Below are 17,994 nucleotides of genomic sequence, written 5' to 3'. Positions count from 1 at the left end.
TCTGGTTGGCAACTTGGCTATACTTGATGTAAGGAGGCGTATAAACCTAGGGCGTTTTCTATACAAAATAGTAGAAAATCTGCGTAAAGATAACTATTCCATGCACTATTGAAATATCAAGTCAATTAATTCTGAGGACGGGGAAATTACTCCGTACAGTTTTTACAGATGTCAATCTGGGACCTATCATCCATCAGCTGCTTTCGGAAAAGGGAATATATCTCATTGTTCCAGATTTCTTTCAGATTGGTAAGGGTGATTTTTCCCATAACATGCTGTCCATCTTTGTCAAAGCAGCATGGCAACATATTTCCATCCCAGGTAAATACAGCACCTTGCCACATACGCCAGCATTTGTTCTCAATTTCCTTTTTGAGTTTCCAGGTTCCATCGCCTTTTGGTAGGTACCGGGAATACTTATGGTCTTTGGGAATCAAAGGTGAACCGTTTTCAAAATCATAGATTTGGGTAGTCTTCAGTTGCAATTCATCCACGCCAATGTCTTTTGCCCAATCTTTCAGGGCAGGAATCTGATGCTCGTTTTTTCCTGTCACTAAAAACTGAAGGACAATTCTCGGGAAGTGAAGCTTTGCTTCTTTTCTTTTTTGGATTAGCAGTTCAAGACCAGCTTTGACTTTTTCCAGATTTCCGCCTATCCTGTAATCCTCATAGATTTCCTGTGTGATGCCATCCATGGATACGATCAGTTGCTTTAGACCTGAATCTAGGATGGATTTCACATTTTTTTCATTCAGGTAATGCGCATTCGTAGAAGTGGAAGTGAAAACTTTATTTTTATCCGCGTAGGAAACCATGTCCATAAACTTGGGATGAAGAAATGGCTCTCCTTGAAAATAAATGTGGAGGTACGTAAGGTAATCTTTGGATTGGTCAATGATGTTCTGAAAAAGCTGCTTTTCAATCATTCCGGTGGGTCTTGTAAAACTCCTCAAGCCACTCGGGCACTCGGGACAGCGAAGATTACAGCTAGTGGTGGGTTCAACGGACAAGGTAGTCGGATAGCCCCATATTTTGGGATTTCCACTTATCCTACTCAAATGGTATGAAGAGAAAAGCAACAAGTAATTGCTGAGTTTTTTAAAACTCATGTATTTTAATAATTCCCTACCTATTGCGAGTTTGTTTTTCACAGAATGAAATAATCAAAAAATAACGAGTATAAAAAAAGTGCCGTTGTTTCCCGGCACTTTTTCTGTTTATAATTGAATTATATAAATCTGATCTTATGCCCGCATTTCAAGCTTTCAATATATTATCATCAAATACTTATCGAAATTAAAGGAGGAAATACTTCAAATTAAAATTATTCCGGCAACAATACTGTATCGATTACATGGATGACACCGTTGGTAGCATGGATGTTCAAAGCCGCAGCAACGAGACCTGAATTATTGATTTTGAGATCGGACAAGTTTACTGTCAGGTTTTTTCCTGTCAATAAAGTGGGAAGTGAAGCACCCTGTCTCAAATCCTGAGAGAAGGCTCTTGCAGGTACTACGTGGTATTGCAATACAGAAGTCAATGTTTCCAAAGGAATCTGATCAACGCTCGTCACTCCTAATGCGGTGTAAAGATTTCTAAATGCCGCATCTGTTGGTGCAAACACTGTGAAATTATCATCAAAACCACCTTGGAAAGCACCAGCAAGATTTGCTCTAACGAGTGCTGATACTAATTGAGTAAATTCAGGTTGTGCGGCAGTGGAAGATGCAATTGCTATTTCTGCTATATTTTGTGTTGGAGCGGTAATGACATAATCCAAGACATGGATGATACCATTGGAGGCAGCGACGTCTGTCGCGGTTATTTTTGCATTGCCGTTAATCCAGATTTCGTTAGTTGGAGAAATGCTTACATAAAAAGGACTACCTGAGACGGACGTTACTTTTCCTGCTGTAACTGCAGAGGAAGGAACTGAAGCTCCTACTACATGGTAAGTCAATGTTTCACCTAGACCATCAGAAGCCAATAGCTCATTGGCAGTCAAATCATTAGCAGTTAGAAATCGACCGAATGCCTCATTTGTAGGCGCAAAAACGGTAAATGGGCCCGGACCTGACAACGTCTCTACTAATCCGGCGGTCTGAACAGCGGTTATTAATGTGGAAAAATTACTATTTGCAGCGGCAACTTGAACGACATTTTGATTGGTTGGTGCAGGAGTGTCATCATCATTGCATGAGCTGAATCCAAGAGTCAATGATAATGCGGATAAAGTCAATATTGACCATTTTGATCTGATAGTTTTCATAATTTTTGTTGGTTAAGTGTTAATTGGAATAATCGTAAAACCTGTGTAATCTGTGAATGTTGGTAAGGAATGTACCAACGAATCAAATTTGTAAACCAATACCATCATATTGTAACTAAAACTATTTTTTTGTATTTCTAAAAAATATACTTTACTAAAAAATCAAACAGAAATTTTAAGATTCCTTGTAGATTTGGCCAAATTCTATTCCAGCCATAAGCTCGCATGAAAAACCTAAATCTTTTAACGGCAATTTTGATTCTATCAGCCCTTTTTTCATCCTGCAAAAAAGAGCCCCAAGAATGCCTTTTGGATGAAGATATTCTTAAAAATAAGGTTGATCTGGAGATAATAAGATTGGAAAAAGATTTCTTTGGGGCCAAGCTAGCAACCGATTTCAGCTACCTTTTTGAGAAGCATCCTTATTTTGCTGAAAAGTATTTGCTAATTTCCACTTACCCTTCTAAAGAAGAATTGGCAGCGGAACTGCTCGCTACCCATCAGGATACGCTGATGCGTGAACTTTATGATGAAGTCAATATTCATTATCCGGAAATTACAGACCTGGAAAAAGAGCTTACCAATGCTTTTAAATATATCAAGCACTATTTCCCTGAATTTAAGGTGCCAAAAGTCTATACATTTGTAAGTGGATTTAGCTCTGATCTCTACATAGATGAAGAAATGATTGTCATCGGTTTGGATTACTTTTTACCGGCAAACCACAGGTTTCAGGCTCCTGATGTGCCTAAATATATTGCCAAGAGGTATGAAGCTAACTATATCGTACCTATGATAGTGACTGCGATTTCTTCCACATACAACAAAACAGATTTGAAGCAAAACTCTCTTATTGCAGAAATGATCTATTATGGCAAAGCGTACCATTTTACCAAAGCGATCCTGCCATGCACTGAGGATGAATTTATAATTGGATATACGAGCGAAGAAGTGGCTGCATGCTTTGACAATGAGGTATTGATCTGGTCTTATTTTGTCGAAAATGACCTGTTTTTTGAGAACAATCCTTTTGAGATCAGAAAATATACCGGAGAAGCACCTGCGACAGTTGAGATTAGTCCGGATGCTCCGGGAAGGGTAGGGCGTTGGCTAGGTTGGAATATCGTTGATGATTATCAAGCCAATGAAAATGTAGAACTATGGGAACTGATGGGGGAAACGGATGCCAATAAGATTTTTAAGCAGTCAGGATATAAACCTCGTCCCTAAAGTCTTTCCCAAATTTATCAGGATCAATTACATCTAGGAGCCGTTGGACAGCTATTTCTTTTGAGAAAAATTTTTCTGCCAATTCACGGGAATTCTTTTGGGTTTGCTGAAGCATTTTTGGATTAGTTTCCATTTTTTCTAATTTTCTAAACGCCTGATCGGGCGATTCAGGATTGAAATAAAACCCAAGTTGATACTCTTGGACCAATTGGAACACCCACCCTTTATGATTGACGATGATTCCTTTTCCCGCTGCTAAAGCATCAAAAAATTTATTGGGGCTGTTGGTTTTGAGCACTGGAAGATGGGCAAATGATACAAACGACAAATCTGAAACGCTCAATAATTGTCGGACTTCTTCCTTGCTTCCAAACGGGAAATAGAAGAAATTGTCAAGTTTTAAATCCTTGGCCAGGCGCAGGAGACCATCAGTCAAAGCTCCTTTTCCCATGACCACAAATTGATAGTCTTTACTTTTATCCTGAGCCATTTTTGCAAGAATCAACATTTCATGGACAGCATTGACCTGACCAATTGCGCCAGCATAAGCGATGGTTAAATTTGGTTTGAGGCCAAATTTTTGGAGGAATGATTCTTTTTTCTCCATCGGTTGGAAAAAATCCGTGTCAGCAAAATTGGGTATCAGTTGGATTTTGCAGAAATTGCACTTTTCACGGATCGAGTTGGCAATGCCTGGAGAAAGGGCTATCACCTTATAAGCATGCTTGTAGATTTTGGATTCGAGGCTGTAAAGAATTTTCTTCAATATAGGGTTTTGGATGACGCCCACCTGTATCGGCGCATCCGGCCAAAGGTCTCTCACTTCAAAAAAGAAAGGAATGGCGAGTTTCCTTTTGGCCCACAACCCAATCCATCCCGTCGTCAAAGGTGTCGAGGTAATATAAAGAAAATCAGGTCGTGGCAATTTGAGAAGTAGTTTTTTTGATTGGTCCACAAAGGCAGTAAATGCCCATATACGCTTCAAGAATCCGTATTCCTGATGATAAGATACCGGAAGGTAGTGCACCTTGATCCCGTCGATAAGCTTGAAATCATAGTAGTTTTCCGAATGGGAGGTGATCATCTCCACCTCGATTCCCGCTTCCACCATGCCTTTGGCCAAATGGTAAGAGCGGGTTCCACCTCCCTGCGAAGGCGTGACAAAATACTGATGAATATAAATGATCTTCATTTCGGAAACTTTGTCAGCCAACCTGCAAGGATAAACATGTTCCAAACCAATAGAAAATGTCTCTTTTCTGCTTTTTCGGGCTGTGCTGTAAATTTAAGCATTTCAGGTGGAAAACAGTCCCTCCAATCTTTAGATAGCTGTCGGATGGACCCAAAGACCCATTCCCTGAAATCATTTTCTTCCATCCATTCTTGCAGTGGCAAGCCAAATCCAAGTTTCTTGCGGTCAGCAATCTGCCCAAGGCCACGTTTTCTCAAGGCTTCCTTGATGAAGACTTTCTCTTTGGTTTTCAATAATTCCTCCTCGGTCTGTGCAAGGGCAAATTCCAAAAGTCCGGAATACAAATAAGGTGCCCGGCCTTCAATGCCATGTGCCATGCAGGCATTGTCGTGGATTTTCAGAATGTCATTGACCAAATAAAAAGTCCGGTCCCAATCCAAAGCATTCTTGAAATCGAATTCACTTTTGGGATACCAAGATTTGAAAATACCTAGATATGCTTCAGGGATTTTATCCACGGCAGCCATTTGGATGAAGGTGTCCGCAGGATTTTTGGAGATACTTTGGAGCAATTTTTTTAGATAAGTTGGAAAAGGAAAATCTGAAAATGTGGCGATCTGCCTCAACACAGTAGGATGATTCAGGAAATGCCGAAAAGCCCGATGCCTGTTGTATCCTGCAAAAAGCTCATCCGCCCCGGCGCCCGAGACCAAGACTTTCACTTCCTCTTTGGCCTCCTTGGCTACCAACCAAGTCAAAAAACTTGCGCTGTCTCCAATCGGTTGGTCCATGGATTGGATGTAAGCCTCCCAATTTTCCATGACAGTGGCTTTACTCACCGAGATTTCTCTATGTTCGGACGGATATTGTTTGTTGAAAAGCCGGACAAAATGAGGGTCATTGTATTTGGTTTGCAACTTACTTTCCAAGGCAACAGTATAAGTTGGCAATTTTTGCCCGGTGAGTTCGTACCAAACTGCATACAGAAGACTGCTGTCTGCACCTCCACTGAGGACCATCCCAACGGGTCTTTCTGCTGCAAAACTTTTGGAGACAGCTTCTTGGAGTATTTCTTCAAATTTATTTTGGGAGATTTCTCGTTTTTGGTTTCGTTCCAAAACCATTTTCTCCCTTTGGACAACATGACCTTCCAAATCCAGACTGATGATTTCTCCGGGTAAGACTTGCTTTACCACTTCAAAAAATGAGCTATCAGGCATGCTATGCCTGTAATAGAAATAGGGTAGGAATTGGGTTTTGTCAATTTTGGATGGATATTCCATTCCTGCCAAAATCCCATTGGTCTCAGAAGAAAAAATCCAGGATTTCCCATTTTGGTGGAAATAGAGGGGTTTCTCTCCAGAGATATCCCGGCTGACAAGAATCTCTTTTTTTTTCAAATCCGCAAAAACAAAAGCAAACATGCCTTTGAGTTTTTGGATTCCTTCTTTGCCAAAAGCCATCAACCATTGAAGCAGGATGATTGAGTCTGAAACTGTATCCAGTTCATATCCCTCGTTTGTCAAAATCTCTTTCAACTCGGGATGGTTGTAGAGTTCACCATTCCATACCAAAACCGCCGATCGGTCTTTTGACCTAAGGGGTTGGTTGGAGGTATCGCGGAGGTCTTGGATTTTCAACCTGTTTGCAGCAAAAAAAATACCCTCTTCCACCTGGCAAAAACCAGAGAAGTCCGGTCCCCGGTGTTCGGTGGCATGCATCATCCTTTCGATGGCGGTAAGGCCATGAGGTTGAGGTTGGACGAGTGCATGGATGCCACACATTTATTTTTTCTTTTTGGTTGGTACGGAATCTTTGTTCAGAATTGCTTCTTTGTTTTTCTCAAAATACCTGCACAGGTGCGTGATCGTGCACTCCATACATTTGGGACTTCTGGCCAAGCAAACATACCGTCCGTGCAAAATCAGCCAATGATGAGCAATGTGGACATATTTCTTCGGGATGTTTCTGATCAGCTGTTTTTCCACTTCAAGCGGTGTATTGGCATTTTGATTGACCAAACCCAAGCGCTTGGAAACCCTGAAAACATGCGTATCTACTGCCATATTGGGTTGGTTCCACACCACCGAGGTGATGACATTGGCAGTTTTGCGACCTACTCCGGGAAGCCTGACAAGTTCATCCACCGTGGAAGGAACTTCTCCGCCAAATTCTGTTGTCAGCATTTTCCCCAAACCGATCAGGTGTTTGGTCTTGTTATTTGGATAAGAAATGCTGCGGATATAGGGGAACAGCGTATCAAAATCAGTGGCTGCCAAATGTGCTGGTGTGGGGAAATCCCTGAAAATCGCCGGAGTCGTTATATTGACACGCTTGTCAGTGCACTGCGCACTCAGGACCACGGAGACAAGTAGCTGATAGGGATTCTCGAAAACAAGCTCTGTCTCCGCGATCGGCATGTGTGTAGTAAAGTGGTCGATGACAGCTGCGTATCTTTCTTTTCGAAGCATGGATTTATTTAAGATTTGAAAATTTGAGATTTGAAAATTTGAGATTTGAAAATAGATATTGGTCAGTAAGTCCATAGTCGACAGTCCATATGCCGCTACAATTGAACTTCGATCAGAGTTTTAGGAATTGTAGATATTGATAGATACTGGATATTTGTTGATGTTTTGTCGCCAACATAGTAGGATTTACATTTTATAATATAATTATTCGCTTTTTTACCACCATCTCTATTTGACAAAATGACCTCGACTTGGTTCGACAGGCTCACCAACCGTCGGTCGGCCACCGGATATTGGATGATGACTGGGAAGGGAGGAAAATGCGGCGCAGCCGCATTTTCCTCCCTTCCTCTAAAAACAAAACCATCGGGCACCGAGCGAAGTCGAGGTGTAAATTAAAATAAAGTTCGGCCAGTGGCGTCATTGGGGACAATCATGTTTTAGAATTCTAAATCGGACATAACCAATAACCGTTAACTTACTAACCTTATCCCCATTTTTACAACAAGTAATCCTTACTTTCGTTGTTTCACAAATCAAATAAATAAAAAATTATGGTAAGGAGTTCAGTTTTGAGATTTGTCGTTAGTCTTTTTTTGGGAATTTTTATACTCTATTCCTGCGTAGAAAAGGATGACACGGAACTTGGATTAAATCCTCAAGTAGCTGCTGAACTTTTGAATACCTCATACGGCACCAATGCAAGGCAGGTAATGGACGTTTTTTTGCCGGCAAACAGAAGTACAAGCAGCACCAAAGTTTTTGTTTGGATCCATGGCGGTGGATGGGTGGATGGCACCAAAGATGAGTTTGTTCAGTTCAAACCTTGGTTGGAAGCCGTGCAGGATGACTATGCTTACATTGCGCTCAATTACCGGCTTTTCAACATATCGACCGGCGCAAACAAATTTCCTTCGCAGGAAGAGGACATCAAAAACGCCATGGCATATATTCAATCCCAACTCTCGGAATGGGATGTGAGCGACGAGATTATCTTAGCAGGGGGAAGCGCAGGAGGGCATTTGGCTTTGCTGCACAGCCACAAAAACAATCAAAATGGTCTGGTGAAAGCTGTTGTAGCCTTTTTCCCGCCTACGGAACTTGTCAGTTTCCATGGTTTCAGCCTTTTTACCCAACTGCTTTTTGACAATTTGCTTGGAGGAAATCCTACTGCCAAACCGGCGATATATGCCGATTCAAGCCCTGTTGGCTTCATCACGCCCAATTCCGTTCCCACAGTCTTTTTTCACGGGAATATAGACACCGTCGTTCCCATTTCGCAAAGTGAAATCTTAGAAGACGCCCTTGTCGCCAAAAATGTCCCACACTTGGTGGAATATATCCAAGGACAGGGACACGGCTTCACCCCAGCGACCAACCAAGACTTGATTGGGAAAGCACAGGTGTTTTTGGATGGGGTTTTGGAGTGAGAATTGAAAGAATGCTCTTCTTTTTATATCTATAGACATAACCCCTATTTTTTAACTTCTATTTCGATTCTTAATACTTGAATTCTTTTAAAATTTACTTAGATTAATAAAACGATTCATTCTGGTCTAAAATTGAACAGGTTGGTTGAAGGCGGAGATGAATCTAAAAGATTAAAACCAAATCAAACTCTAACAAAATATAATTTTTTATATGTCACTTAAAATAGCATTAGAAAGAATTCAGAACGCCAAAAAAAGTAATGCTAAGGAACTCGATTTGTCCACATTAGAATTAATTGAAATTCCTTCAGAAATTTCTAAGCTACCTCAAATAACACAGCTTAGTTTGGCGGATAACTTTCTCACCGAAATAAAGGGCTTGGATGCACTCACTCAATTAACTTCGATTCGTTTGGCAGGCAACCAACTTACCGAAATAAAAGGTTTGGACGCACTCACACAGTTAACTTCGCTTTTCCTTAGTCATAACTTTCTTTCCGAAATAAAGGGCTTGGATGCGCTCACTCAATTGAATTGGCTTGATTTAGGAAATAACCAGCTCACCGAAATAAAAGGCATGGATGTGCTTACTCAATTAACTTGGCTTAATTTGAGTTATAACCAAATCACTGAAATTAAAGGTTTGGATGCGCTCAAGCAATTAACTCAACTGGAATTGGGTAGTAACCAACTCACCGAATTAATAGGCTTGGATTCCCTCACACAATTAACCCGGCTTTTTTTGGGAAATAATCAGCTCGCCGAAATAAAAGGCTTGGATATGCTTACTCAATTAACTTGGCTTAATTTGAGCGATAACCAAATCACTGAAATTAAAGGTTTGGATGCGCTCAAGCAATTAACTCAACTGGAATTGGTTAGTAACCAACTCACCGAGTTATTAGGCTTGGATTCCCTCACACAATTAACCCATCTTAATTTAGGAAATAACAAACTCACTGAAATAAAAGGCTTAAACGCACTTATTCAATTAACTGATCTTTTTTTGTGGAATAACCAACTCACCGAAATAAAAGGTTTGGATACACTCACTAAATTAAATCAGCTTTCTTTGGTAGGTAACCAACTCACTGAAATACAAGGCTTGGATGCGCTCACTAAATTAGACCGGCTTTTTTTGGGAAATAATCAACTGACCGAAATAAAAGGCTTGGATACACTCACCCAATTAACTCAACTTTCCTTGCAAAGGAACTTACTCACCAAAATAAAAGGCTTGGATGCGATAAAAAAACTAAAATTGCTTGATTTGAGAGATAACCAGCTCACCGAAATACAAGAGTTCCTGTTGGAATTTGGGATACCGATTTTTTTGGAATTCGCTTTATTTGAATCTGGCATTTTCGTTGATGGCAATCCTATCGAAAATCCTCCAGTTGAAGTAATAAAAAATGGAAATGACGCCATAGGGGAATATTTTGTTCAACGTAAAAAAAGTGGTGAGGAGTTTTTAAATGAAGCCAAATTGATCTTGTTAGGTGATGGCCGATCCGGGAAAACATCTCTTGCCAATCGTCTGCTCGGTAAAGAGTTGCCTAAGGAAGGTGATCGAACGACAGGGGTTGATATAGAAATTGGTGCCTATAGTTTCAAATTGGCAAATGGCAAGGATTTCAAAATAAACATTTGGGATTTTGCAGGACAGGACAAATACAAAACCCTCCATCAGCTATTTTATACCGAAAGCAGTCTTTATATTATGGTGGCGGAAAGTGGCAACAACACGACAGATTTTGATGATTGGTTTCAGACCGCCGCACTTTTTGGTGAGGGAAGTCCACTGTTATTGATACTGAATGAATTTAAAACAGGAATCGGAATGGGCAGCTTTGATACCAATTATTGGAAAAGGCAATTTCCTGACCTATTGAAAGAAGTCTTTACAGTTAATTTAGGAACGAAACACAATTTTTCGAATGCAGAGGAATACATTCGATTGCTTGCCCAAACCCTTCCTCATACCAAATATGTTTTTCCATCCAATTGGGCAGCTATAAGGAGAGTTTTAAATGAACGAAGAAATGAGCAATACATCACATTGAAGGAATATTTGCAAATCTGTAAAAATAACAACCTTCAGGAAAGAGATAGTGCCTTAATCCTAAGTTCAGTTCTTCATAAAGTGGGTGATTGTCTGCATTATCAAAAGAATGAGCTATTAGAACAATTTATTATCCTAAAGAATGAATGGGCTACTGATGCAGTTTATAAGATCTTAGATGACGAAATCGTCGCAGAACAAAAATGTGGTTTTTTTGACAGGTCAGATATAAAGCGAATATGGAACAGTGCGGAGTATCAAGATATGCGCCCCCAATTGTTAGAACTGATTAAGCAGTTTAAGCTGGCCTATCAATTATTTGGTAAGGAGGAATATGTAACACCACCGCTTTTACCACCTGGCAGACCAGAAAATTTCGTTTGGCCAGATCTTGATTCATTGGAATTGTATATTGAATATGAATTTTTACCTAAAGCCCTGTTAACTCAATTTATAGTTACCCGTCATGCAGATATAGCAGAAGGAAGAACCCTTGTTTGGAGGCATGGGGTTGTTCTTAAATGGGAGGATGACACGCTTGCTGAAGTAAACAAAACGAAATTGCAGGGTAGGGATGCTTTTTATATCCAAACACAGGGAAATAACCGCAAGGGAATGATGACAGTAATATTGAAAACCTTTCGGGAGTTGCACGAAGGATACAAAGGGATCAAGTACAAAGAAAAAGTACCATGTACATGTGAAGGATGCCGGACCGGAAAAAACAATGCGCATTATTTCGATTTTGACAATCTTCAACGGCGTTTGGAAAAAGGCCGCCATAAGGTGGAATGTGATAAATCTTTGGATGAGGTGAATGTGTTAGCACTACTTGAAAACACCTTTGTATTTGAAAAATTCAAGGAGGGTCAGGCTCTTCAGTTGAAAACAAATGTGGTAAGAGAAAACACTCCTGAAATTCGCTTACTCAACCTGTTTTTGGCATCCTCAAATGAACTTTTACCTGAGCGTGAAAAGATTGAGCAGGCACTAAATAGAAAAAACAAATTATTGAGGAAGCAGGGCTTTTTGATAGAATTGCTTATTTGGGAAGATGGGAAGCATATCGGTAAATCACTTCGCTCCCAAGACAATTATAATCTCGAAATTGAACAATGTAATTTATTTGCATTGTTGTTTTATTCTAAAGTTGGTAAGTATTCTTTGGAAGAATTTAATTTGGCTAAATCTTTATTTGAAAAAGGTAAAATGCCAAGAATTTGCGTCTTTCAAAAAGATATTGATCTACCTAAAAACCCGAGTAGAGCTGATTCAGATAGCCGGTTTGAATTTTTAGATAGGTTAAAGGAAAATCAACATTTCCCGATACTATTTGAAAATACCGATATGCTTGTAAACCAACTGGAAGATGTGATTGATAAATTGATACATGACAAGTCATTTGTAGAACAGCTATCCATTGAATGAAAACTCTGGATTAAAATGTTAATCTTAAAATGCTGGGTATTCCCATCCGCTTCCCATTTTATCTTTCTTTATTATCTAAGGATTAAATGCCTTCCGATTAAAAATCTGTAGACTTCGTCATCGATAAAAACAAAAAAGCAGCAGATGCAACGTCCAAAAAAATGTTTGGTTAATTTGGAATTTATGCTGGAAGGAAAATTTTCGCAATAATTTGGAATAATAAACTTTTTTATCAATCCAAAAGAATCAAACCTAGCCTTCCATTTTTCCAAATTGTTGGGGTATTGGTTGATTTTTTGCTTGGATTAGGAAAGTAGCCATTTGGGGTTCAAGCATAAACCTAAAGCTGCATAAAATTTTTGCCTAGCTCATTAAGAGCATTTACATAATCTAAATTTTAAAAAGCCATGACTTTACTCTTAACATACCTTTTTCTTGCCCTCATTATATCATTCCTGTGTTCTATCATGGAGGCTGTTTTGCTTTCAGTTCCGATGTCCTATTTGAAATCAAAGTCAGCAAATGGTGATAAAAGTGTGGACACGATGATTGGACTAAAAGAAGATATTGATAAGCCTTTGTCGGCAATCTTATCTTTGAACACGGTAGCCCATACCGTAGGCGCTGCCGGGGTTGGCGCGCAAGCCACTGTGGTATTTGGGGAGGCATATTTTGGGGTTGTTTCGGCGGTCTTGACCATATTGATTTTAATTTTGACGGAAATAATTCCAAAAACTTTAGGAGCAAATTATACCAAGGAAATGGTTGGGATTGCATCAAAACTCATCAAAGGAACAATTTTCATTGTTTATCCCTTGGTTTATATCTCTTCAATCTTGACCAAAATGCTTTCAAGAGAAAAATCTTCGCTTACTACAAGCAGAGAAGAAATATCGGCATTGGCTAGTATTGGTACACAAGAGGGGATTTTTGTAGACAAAGAGAATAAAATTATCCAAAACCTGATCAAGCTAAAAACCATTAAAATCAGTGAGGTGATGACTCCTAGGGTGGTGGTAGTCACTGCAAACGAAGAAATGACATTACAGGAATTTTTAAAAAATAAAGAGTTTTTGCACTTTTCCCGAATCCCCATATTTCATGAAAATAGGGATTCGATCACCGGATATGTTTTTAGACAACAAGTCTTCGAAAAGCTCGCCGAAGATCAATTCGATCTGAGACTAAAAGACATAAAACGTCAGATAATTACCTTTCCCCAGCCCACAACCTTATTTGATGCTTGGGAGGAAATGATCCACAAAAGGGAACATATTTCGTTGGTGATGGGAAAATATGGTGGGATGGATGGCATTATTACCCTTGAAGATATAATAGAAACTTTGCTCGGTTTTGAGATAGTGGATGAAAAAGACAAAGTGGAGGATATGCAGCAATATGCCGCAAAAAGGTGGCAGGAAAAGCAGAAGAAGTATGAACTTCTAAAAAGTGAAATTTAAAAATTGGGAAACTTATTCAGCATAAAAAAACCTGAAAGCATTTTGCCTTCAGGTTACCTTTTTCTGTTCGATAGGTTCATACTTTTTCGAGACCGGTAGAATTGGCTTTCCGAAGAATGCTCTTTACTACTTTTTCCGAAGGTGTAAGAATGAGTTGATTCAATTGGTCAAGCGTGCTCAGCATGTCTAAATAGTCCTGCATCAAGTGATCATCACTTCGCAGGGCCTGCACAACCAACTCATTTTCACCCTCACTCATTTCCTGATAGATATATCTTAACAGGTCATTTGGGGTAAAAGATTTTGTCATAGGCAACGTTTAATTGTTTTAGTTTTTTCCTCATGTTTATCAATGCATATCGCATCCTTCCAAGTGCCGTATTGATACTGACACCTGTCTGTTCTGCAATTTCTTGAAAACTCAAATCCATGTAGTGCCTCATAATCAGCACCTGTTTTTGAGATTCGGGAAGCTCATCGATCAGTCTTCGTACCAACTCCACAGTGTCTTCCTTGACTTTGACATCTTCGATGGTTTCCTCAGCAAATCTCAGAGAATTGAAAACATCCATCCCATCTTCCATCACGATGGTGGGATAGCGCTTCCGTTTTCTGAAGAAATCAATGGCGAGATTGTGCGCGATACGCATCAACCATGGCTGAAATTTTCCCTCTTCGTTATAACCGTCAGCACTCAGGGTGTGAACTACCTTTACAAATACATCCTGAAGTAAATCCTCGGCTACGCCTTGATCTTTGACTATCAGGTATATGGTGGTGTAAACCCTCGATTTGTATTTATTTACTAACTTTTCAAATGCTGCCTCACTTCCACTTCTGTACTGCGCGATCAGTTCGGCATCTTTAGGACTTATCCTTTCATTCATACAAATTGACTTTAAAATAACGTAGAGGTTTATGCCATAGTATATATTAGAGGGTGAAACAATTAAATTATTGTAACCAAATGTAAAGAATCACTTTGTTCGATGCAACAGTTACAGGATTTTTTTATTTGAAAATTTCACAAAAATTAGTCAGTATAAAACAATTTGTACTTTACTATCAAAAAACTGAAATTTAATTTGGAATATGAGCAGGTGATCCTCAAAAAATTCTTTTGATTGGATATTTCTTAAACGCATATACTCTTTGGTTTAGTATAATGTTGCAAATCTCGGGCCTGATTTTGCAGAGAATTATAAAAAAGAAGTAATTAAGGCGTCAGGTCAGGTGAAAGCTGTATTTAGCTATTGAAATTTATTAACTTCGGTTTTTCAATACTAACAAAAAATTATGGAAATAATCGGAAAAGTAGTTCAAATCATGCCCGAGGCAAGCGGGTCCTCCACCAAAGGAACTTGGAGAAAAAGAGAATATATCGTGGAACAACCGGGACAATACCCAAAGAAAGTGTGCATGGTCATCTGGGGTGACAACATTGATCAGTTTGCGCTTAATGTGGGTGATGATGTCACGGCTTCGGTAGATCTCGAAAGCAGAGAATATAATGGTAGGTGGTATACCGATGTGAAAGTATGGAAGGTAGAAAAAGGCGGTACCCAAAAACCAAAAGAATCAGCCACAGCCAAATCCATTCCTGATGTCACCACTTTTTCTGAAGAAAGCGGGGATGACGTATTGCCTTTTTAAAGGTATTTTACTTACTTGGATTGCATATAATTTGTCTCAAAGGAGAATTTTGGGACATTTTTTTTTTATCTAAAAATGTCAACATTAACCAAAATGCCATGTGGGAAGACGATGACGAAAATGATTCTTGGGATGGAAGTGATGAGGAAGAGTTCCAGAAAGAAAAGGACAGAATCAACAACCATCCCCTTAAAATCAAAGGGATGGAGATTTACAAGCTGACTAATGCCTTGGTAGGCTCACTTGACGAAGCAAGAGCTGAACTGTATGGAAGTCTTATGATGGAAAGTGCCATGATTATATCGGCCAAATTTTCCGGTGCCGAAGGTGTCAATGATTATATCCTCAAAATGGAAAATGCCACCATCATAAAAATCCATGCCCGGAGTCTCCATTCGATGACCTATCAGCTGGCTTTGGAGGGAACGCATGCCGAGGAACACCTGCAGCTTTTGCGAGATGCGATCCAAGAGTACAAGGAAATGTTTGTCGTGTGGGTGAAGGGATTTGCGTCCGCAGAAAAATACGATGATGGATGGGGACTTTTTATTGATTAGTGCAGGCTTTGACCAAACCTGAATCCAAGATATGCCCCGCCAATCATCAATACCAAAGTAATTCCGCTCACCAACAGCATCACGCCTAATGGCATTTCCCATTGTTCGGAGCCGATTTTGAACTTGATGTTTTTGTTGAAATCCATGTTTGAAATCCAAAGTAAAGAAAAAAACCATCTGGATGGAAGGCAAATAAAAAAGCGGGCTTACATAAACCCGCCCTTTCAATCAAACTAGTGACTTAAATAAGCCACACTAGTAAACTTTAATTTATAAGCCAATTGTATTTACGCATGCCTCCAACCTTTTGTTTCAATTTCTTCAGCAGACTTTTCTACTTTTTCTTTTAGTGATTCCTTAAAGGCCAATAAGTTTTTGGATATTTCTTCAGAAAATGCACCAATCATGGAGGCGGCTAAAATCCCTGCATTCCTACCACCGTTCAGTGCGACCGTGGCCACGGGAATCCCTGAGGGCATCTGAAGGATGGAAAGGATGCTGTCCCATCCATCAATGGAATTGGAGGACTTCACAGGAACTCCGATTACCGGGAGGGTAGTCAGTGATGCGACCATTCCAGGCAGATGGGCTGCACCACCCGCTCCCGCGATGATGACTTTGAGTCCTCTTTCTTTCGCTCTCTTTGCATAATCCACCATCCTTTCAGGGGTGCGGTGGGCGGACACGACGGTCAGTTCATAACCTACGCCGAGTTCTTCCAATACCAATGCGGCCTCCGACATGATGGGCAAGTCAGACTTGCTTCCCATAATTATCCCTACCTGTATTTCCATATTTTAGGCTTTTACCTTGATCAGTTCTTTTATCTCCAAAGCTCTTTTTTTCAATACTTCAATCTCAGTGTCCAAGATCGTGACATGCCCCATTTTTCTAAAAGGCTTAGTCGTTTTCTTACCATAGAGATGTACATAAACCCCTTTTTGGGACATGGCCTCATCCAATCCTTCGACATAAGCATCGCCTGTAAATCCTTCTTCGCCGAGCAGGTTGACCATTGCGGCAGGGCATCGGGTGTCCGTATTGCCCAATGGCATGTCCATCACGGCCCTGAAATGCTGCTCAAATTGGGAGGTAAAATTGGCCTCAATCGTATGGTGCCCGCTGTTGTGAGGGCGGGGCGCTATTTCATTGACAAGGATTTCTCCCGATTTGGTGACAAACATCTCCACGGCCAAGATGCCGATCATTCCCAATTCTTCGATGACTTGTATGGCTATCTTTTTGGATTTTTGCTCGATCTCACTCGTGATTTGTGCTGGGGAAAATAGAAACTCCACCAAATTGGCGGTGGGGTGAAAAGCACACTCAACTACCGGAAATGCCAAAGTCTCCCCATTTTTATTTTTTGCTACGATGACGGCGATTTCTTTGTCAAAGTCAATCAGCTTTTCCAACAATCCCGGAGCTTCAAAGGCTTTTTCCAAATCACTTTCTTTCCTCAGGATCTGCACGCCTCGTCCATCATAACCTTCCCTCCCAAGTTTGTTGACGGCAGGAAGAAAAGAAGCATTTATGATCACATCCGCCTTGTCTTCAGTCAAGATAAAATCCGCAGTGGGAATCCCTTTTTCTTTGTAAAACTGCTTCTGAAGCCTTTTGTCCTGGATCATTTTGATAATATTGGGCTGTGGATATACTTCCTTTCCCTCATCAGCCAATTTTTGAAGGGCTTCGGTATTCACATTTTCAATCTCGATAGTGATGATGTCACAGCCCTGACCAAACGCATACACTGTATCAAAATCATTTAGACTGCCATTTACAAATTTCTGACAGATGGATTTACAAGGAGCATTAGGATCAGGATCCAAAATATGGATGTCGATATTATAACTGATGGCGGATTGGATGACCATGCGTCCAAGCTGACCCCCACCTAATATTCCTAATGTTTTTTGTTGATAATTCTGTTGCACCGAATCCCTTGTTGAAAGTCCAAAAATAAGTTAAAAATGGCGGTAACTGAAATCAGATTGCCGTAAATAAAAAAAGCCCTTGGAAAAGGGCTAAATCATTAATGGATAAGTTAAGATACTAGACTGACCTGCCTCCAATTAATCTAAAGAGGATAGCAATAACTGCCAAGACAAGAAGAATATGGATCAAACTACCTACAGCGTACACAAAGAATCCTAAGATCCAGCCGATAACCAAAATGACGGCAATTAAATACAAGATTGAACTCATGGCAAAATTAGTTTAGTTAAACAATTGATTT

General features: G+C 40.0%; 17 protein-coding genes. 6 read left to right on the top strand and 11 right to left on the bottom strand.

Annotation, left to right across the window (positions count from 1 at the left end):
• Nucleotides 1–146 precede the first annotated feature (146 nt).
• Nucleotides 147–1,109, bottom strand: coding sequence for a radical SAM/SPASM domain-containing protein (locus M3O96_RS07645; protein ID WP_249719740.1), 963 nt, complete (start codon nt 1,107–1,109; stop codon nt 147–149).
• Between the two features lie 215 nt (nt 1,110–1,324).
• Nucleotides 1,325–2,272, bottom strand: coding sequence for a fasciclin domain-containing protein (locus tag M3O96_RS07640; protein ID WP_249719739.1), 948 nt, complete (start codon nt 2,270–2,272; stop codon nt 1,325–1,327).
• A gap of 225 nt (nt 2,273–2,497) precedes the next feature.
• On the opposite strand from M3O96_RS07640, the gene gldB reads away from it, so the two are divergent.
• Nucleotides 2,498–3,502 carry a gliding motility lipoprotein GldB gene (gldB, locus tag M3O96_RS07635; RefSeq protein ID WP_249719738.1) on the top strand — a complete coding sequence of 335 codons (1,005 nt, stop codon included), beginning with the start codon at nt 2,498–2,500 and terminating at the stop codon, nt 3,500–3,502.
• Here the strand turns inward: gldB and M3O96_RS07630 are convergent.
• Genes M3O96_RS07630 through nth form a run of 3 tightly spaced genes read right to left on the bottom strand, consistent with a single transcriptional unit; the run spans nt 3,471 to nt 7,165 of the window.
• Nucleotides 3,471–4,694, bottom strand: a complete 1,224-nt coding sequence (locus M3O96_RS07630) for a glycosyltransferase family 4 protein (protein ID WP_249719737.1) — start codon at nt 4,692–4,694, stop codon at nt 3,471–3,473. The two genes, gldB and M3O96_RS07630, sit on opposite strands and share 32 nt — an antisense overlap.
• Nucleotides 4,691–6,478 carry an asparagine synthase (glutamine-hydrolyzing) gene (asnB, locus tag M3O96_RS07625; protein ID WP_249719736.1) on the bottom strand — a complete coding sequence of 596 codons (1,788 nt, stop codon included), beginning with the start codon at nt 6,476–6,478 and terminating at the stop codon, nt 4,691–4,693. Before asnB ends, M3O96_RS07630 begins: the two co-directional genes overlap by 4 nt.
• On the bottom strand, nt 6,479–7,165 hold the full coding sequence (gene nth / locus M3O96_RS07620; protein WP_249719735.1) for an endonuclease III: 687 nt from the start codon (nt 7,163–7,165) through the stop codon (nt 6,479–6,481). It lies immediately after the preceding gene.
• Nucleotides 7,166–7,719: 554 nt separating this feature from the next.
• Between nth and M3O96_RS07615 the strand changes: the two genes are divergently transcribed.
• From M3O96_RS07615 to M3O96_RS07605, 3 genes are all read left to right on the top strand, one after another.
• Complete coding sequence (locus tag M3O96_RS07615; RefSeq protein WP_249719734.1) at nt 7,720–8,595, top strand: alpha/beta hydrolase; 876 nt, start codon at nt 7,720–7,722, stop codon at nt 8,593–8,595.
• Between the two features lie 211 nt (nt 8,596–8,806).
• On the top strand, nt 8,807–12,085 hold the full coding sequence (locus tag M3O96_RS07610) for a leucine-rich repeat domain-containing protein (protein WP_249719733.1): 3,279 nt from the start codon (nt 8,807–8,809) through the stop codon (nt 12,083–12,085).
• Nucleotides 12,086–12,492: 407 nt separating this feature from the next.
• Nucleotides 12,493–13,545 (top strand): CNNM domain-containing protein, encoded by a 1,053-nt coding sequence (locus tag M3O96_RS07605; RefSeq protein ID WP_249719732.1) that lies wholly within the window; start codon nt 12,493–12,495, stop codon nt 13,543–13,545.
• Nucleotides 13,546–13,621: 76 nt separating this feature from the next.
• Here the strand turns inward: M3O96_RS07605 and M3O96_RS07600 are convergent, their stop codons facing one another.
• Together M3O96_RS07600 and M3O96_RS07595 are read right to left on the bottom strand one after the other, a co-directional pair.
• Nucleotides 13,622–13,855: a hypothetical protein gene (locus M3O96_RS07600; RefSeq protein ID WP_113926050.1), complete on the bottom strand. Its 234-nt coding sequence runs from the start codon at nt 13,853–13,855 to the stop codon at nt 13,622–13,624.
• Nucleotides 13,830–14,432 (bottom strand): RNA polymerase sigma factor, encoded by a 603-nt coding sequence (locus M3O96_RS07595; protein ID WP_249719731.1) that lies wholly within the window; start codon nt 14,430–14,432, stop codon nt 13,830–13,832. Before M3O96_RS07595 ends, M3O96_RS07600 begins: the two co-directional genes overlap by 26 nt.
• Before the next feature lie 409 nt (nt 14,433–14,841).
• Here M3O96_RS07595 and M3O96_RS07590 point away from each other — a divergent pair, with 409 nt between their 5' ends.
• Both M3O96_RS07590 and M3O96_RS07585 read left to right on the top strand, forming a co-directional pair.
• The gene (locus M3O96_RS07590; RefSeq protein ID WP_249719730.1) at nt 14,842–15,198 is read left to right on the top strand and encodes a DUF3127 domain-containing protein; all 357 of its coding nucleotides are present in this window, start codon (nt 14,842–14,844) and stop codon (nt 15,196–15,198) included.
• 98 nt (nt 15,199–15,296) lie between these two features.
• Nucleotides 15,297–15,755: a hypothetical protein gene (locus M3O96_RS07585; protein ID WP_249719729.1), complete on the top strand. Its 459-nt coding sequence runs from the start codon at nt 15,297–15,299 to the stop codon at nt 15,753–15,755.
• Here the strand turns inward: M3O96_RS07585 and M3O96_RS07580 are convergent.
• From M3O96_RS07580 to M3O96_RS07565, 4 genes are all read right to left on the bottom strand, one after another.
• Nucleotides 15,752–15,901, bottom strand: a complete 150-nt coding sequence (locus tag M3O96_RS07580) for a hypothetical protein (RefSeq protein ID WP_249719728.1) — start codon at nt 15,899–15,901, stop codon at nt 15,752–15,754. The genes M3O96_RS07585 and M3O96_RS07580 overlap by 4 nt on opposite strands.
• Before the next feature lie 141 nt (nt 15,902–16,042).
• Entirely contained in the window at nt 16,043–16,549 is a 507-nt protein-coding gene (gene purE, locus M3O96_RS07575; RefSeq protein ID WP_249719727.1) for a 5-(carboxyamino)imidazole ribonucleotide mutase, read from the bottom strand.
• A 3-nt stretch (nt 16,550–16,552) separates the two neighbouring features.
• On the bottom strand, nt 16,553–17,692 hold the full coding sequence (locus tag M3O96_RS07570; RefSeq protein ID WP_249719726.1) for a 5-(carboxyamino)imidazole ribonucleotide synthase: 1,140 nt from the start codon (nt 17,690–17,692) through the stop codon (nt 16,553–16,555).
• A 118-nt stretch (nt 17,693–17,810) separates the two neighbouring features.
• Nucleotides 17,811–17,963, bottom strand: a complete 153-nt coding sequence (locus M3O96_RS07565) for a lmo0937 family membrane protein (protein WP_249719725.1) — start codon at nt 17,961–17,963, stop codon at nt 17,811–17,813.
• Nucleotides 17,964–17,994 lie beyond the last annotated feature (31 nt).

Source organism: Aquiflexum sp. TKW24L (genome assembly GCF_023502205.1).
In the GTDB taxonomy this organism is placed as follows: domain Bacteria; phylum Bacteroidota; class Bacteroidia; order Cytophagales; family Cyclobacteriaceae; genus Cognataquiflexum.
The sequence above is the reverse complement of the archived record's forward strand: the minus strand, read 5'-3'. Positions and strand labels throughout refer to the sequence as shown.

Excerpts from the sequence above, each read along its gene's own strand:
- M3O96_RS07645 (WP_249719740.1), bottom strand. The coding sequence starts at position 1,109 with ATGAGTTTTAAAAAACTCAGCAATTACTTGTTGCTTTTCTCTTCATAC.
- M3O96_RS07640 (WP_249719739.1), bottom strand. The coding sequence starts at position 2,272 with ATGAAAACTATCAGATCAAAATGGTCAATATTGACTTTATCCGCATTA.
- gldB (WP_249719738.1), top strand. The coding sequence starts at position 2,498 with ATGAAAAACCTAAATCTTTTAACGGCAATTTTGATTCTATCAGCCCTT.
- M3O96_RS07630 (WP_249719737.1), bottom strand. The coding sequence starts at position 4,694 with ATGAAGATCATTTATATTCATCAGTATTTTGTCACGCCTTCGCAGGGA.
- asnB (WP_249719736.1), bottom strand. The coding sequence starts at position 6,478 with ATGTGTGGCATCCATGCACTCGTCCAACCTCAACCTCATGGCCTTACC.
- nth (WP_249719735.1), bottom strand. The coding sequence starts at position 7,165 with ATGCTTCGAAAAGAAAGATACGCAGCTGTCATCGACCACTTTACTACA.
- M3O96_RS07615 (WP_249719734.1), top strand. The coding sequence starts at position 7,720 with ATGGTAAGGAGTTCAGTTTTGAGATTTGTCGTTAGTCTTTTTTTGGGA.
- M3O96_RS07610 (WP_249719733.1), top strand. The coding sequence starts at position 8,807 with ATGTCACTTAAAATAGCATTAGAAAGAATTCAGAACGCCAAAAAAAGT.
- M3O96_RS07605 (WP_249719732.1), top strand. The coding sequence starts at position 12,493 with ATGACTTTACTCTTAACATACCTTTTTCTTGCCCTCATTATATCATTC.
- M3O96_RS07600 (WP_113926050.1), bottom strand. The coding sequence starts at position 13,855 with ATGACAAAATCTTTTACCCCAAATGACCTGTTAAGATATATCTATCAG.
- M3O96_RS07595 (WP_249719731.1), bottom strand. The coding sequence starts at position 14,432 with ATGAATGAAAGGATAAGTCCTAAAGATGCCGAACTGATCGCGCAGTAC.
- M3O96_RS07590 (WP_249719730.1), top strand. The coding sequence starts at position 14,842 with ATGGAAATAATCGGAAAAGTAGTTCAAATCATGCCCGAGGCAAGCGGG.
- M3O96_RS07585 (WP_249719729.1), top strand. The coding sequence starts at position 15,297 with ATGTGGGAAGACGATGACGAAAATGATTCTTGGGATGGAAGTGATGAG.
- M3O96_RS07580 (WP_249719728.1), bottom strand. The coding sequence starts at position 15,901 with ATGGATTTCAACAAAAACATCAAGTTCAAAATCGGCTCCGAACAATGG.
- purE (WP_249719727.1), bottom strand. The coding sequence starts at position 16,549 with ATGGAAATACAGGTAGGGATAATTATGGGAAGCAAGTCTGACTTGCCC.
- M3O96_RS07565 (WP_249719725.1), bottom strand. The coding sequence starts at position 17,963 with ATGAGTTCAATCTTGTATTTAATTGCCGTCATTTTGGTTATCGGCTGG.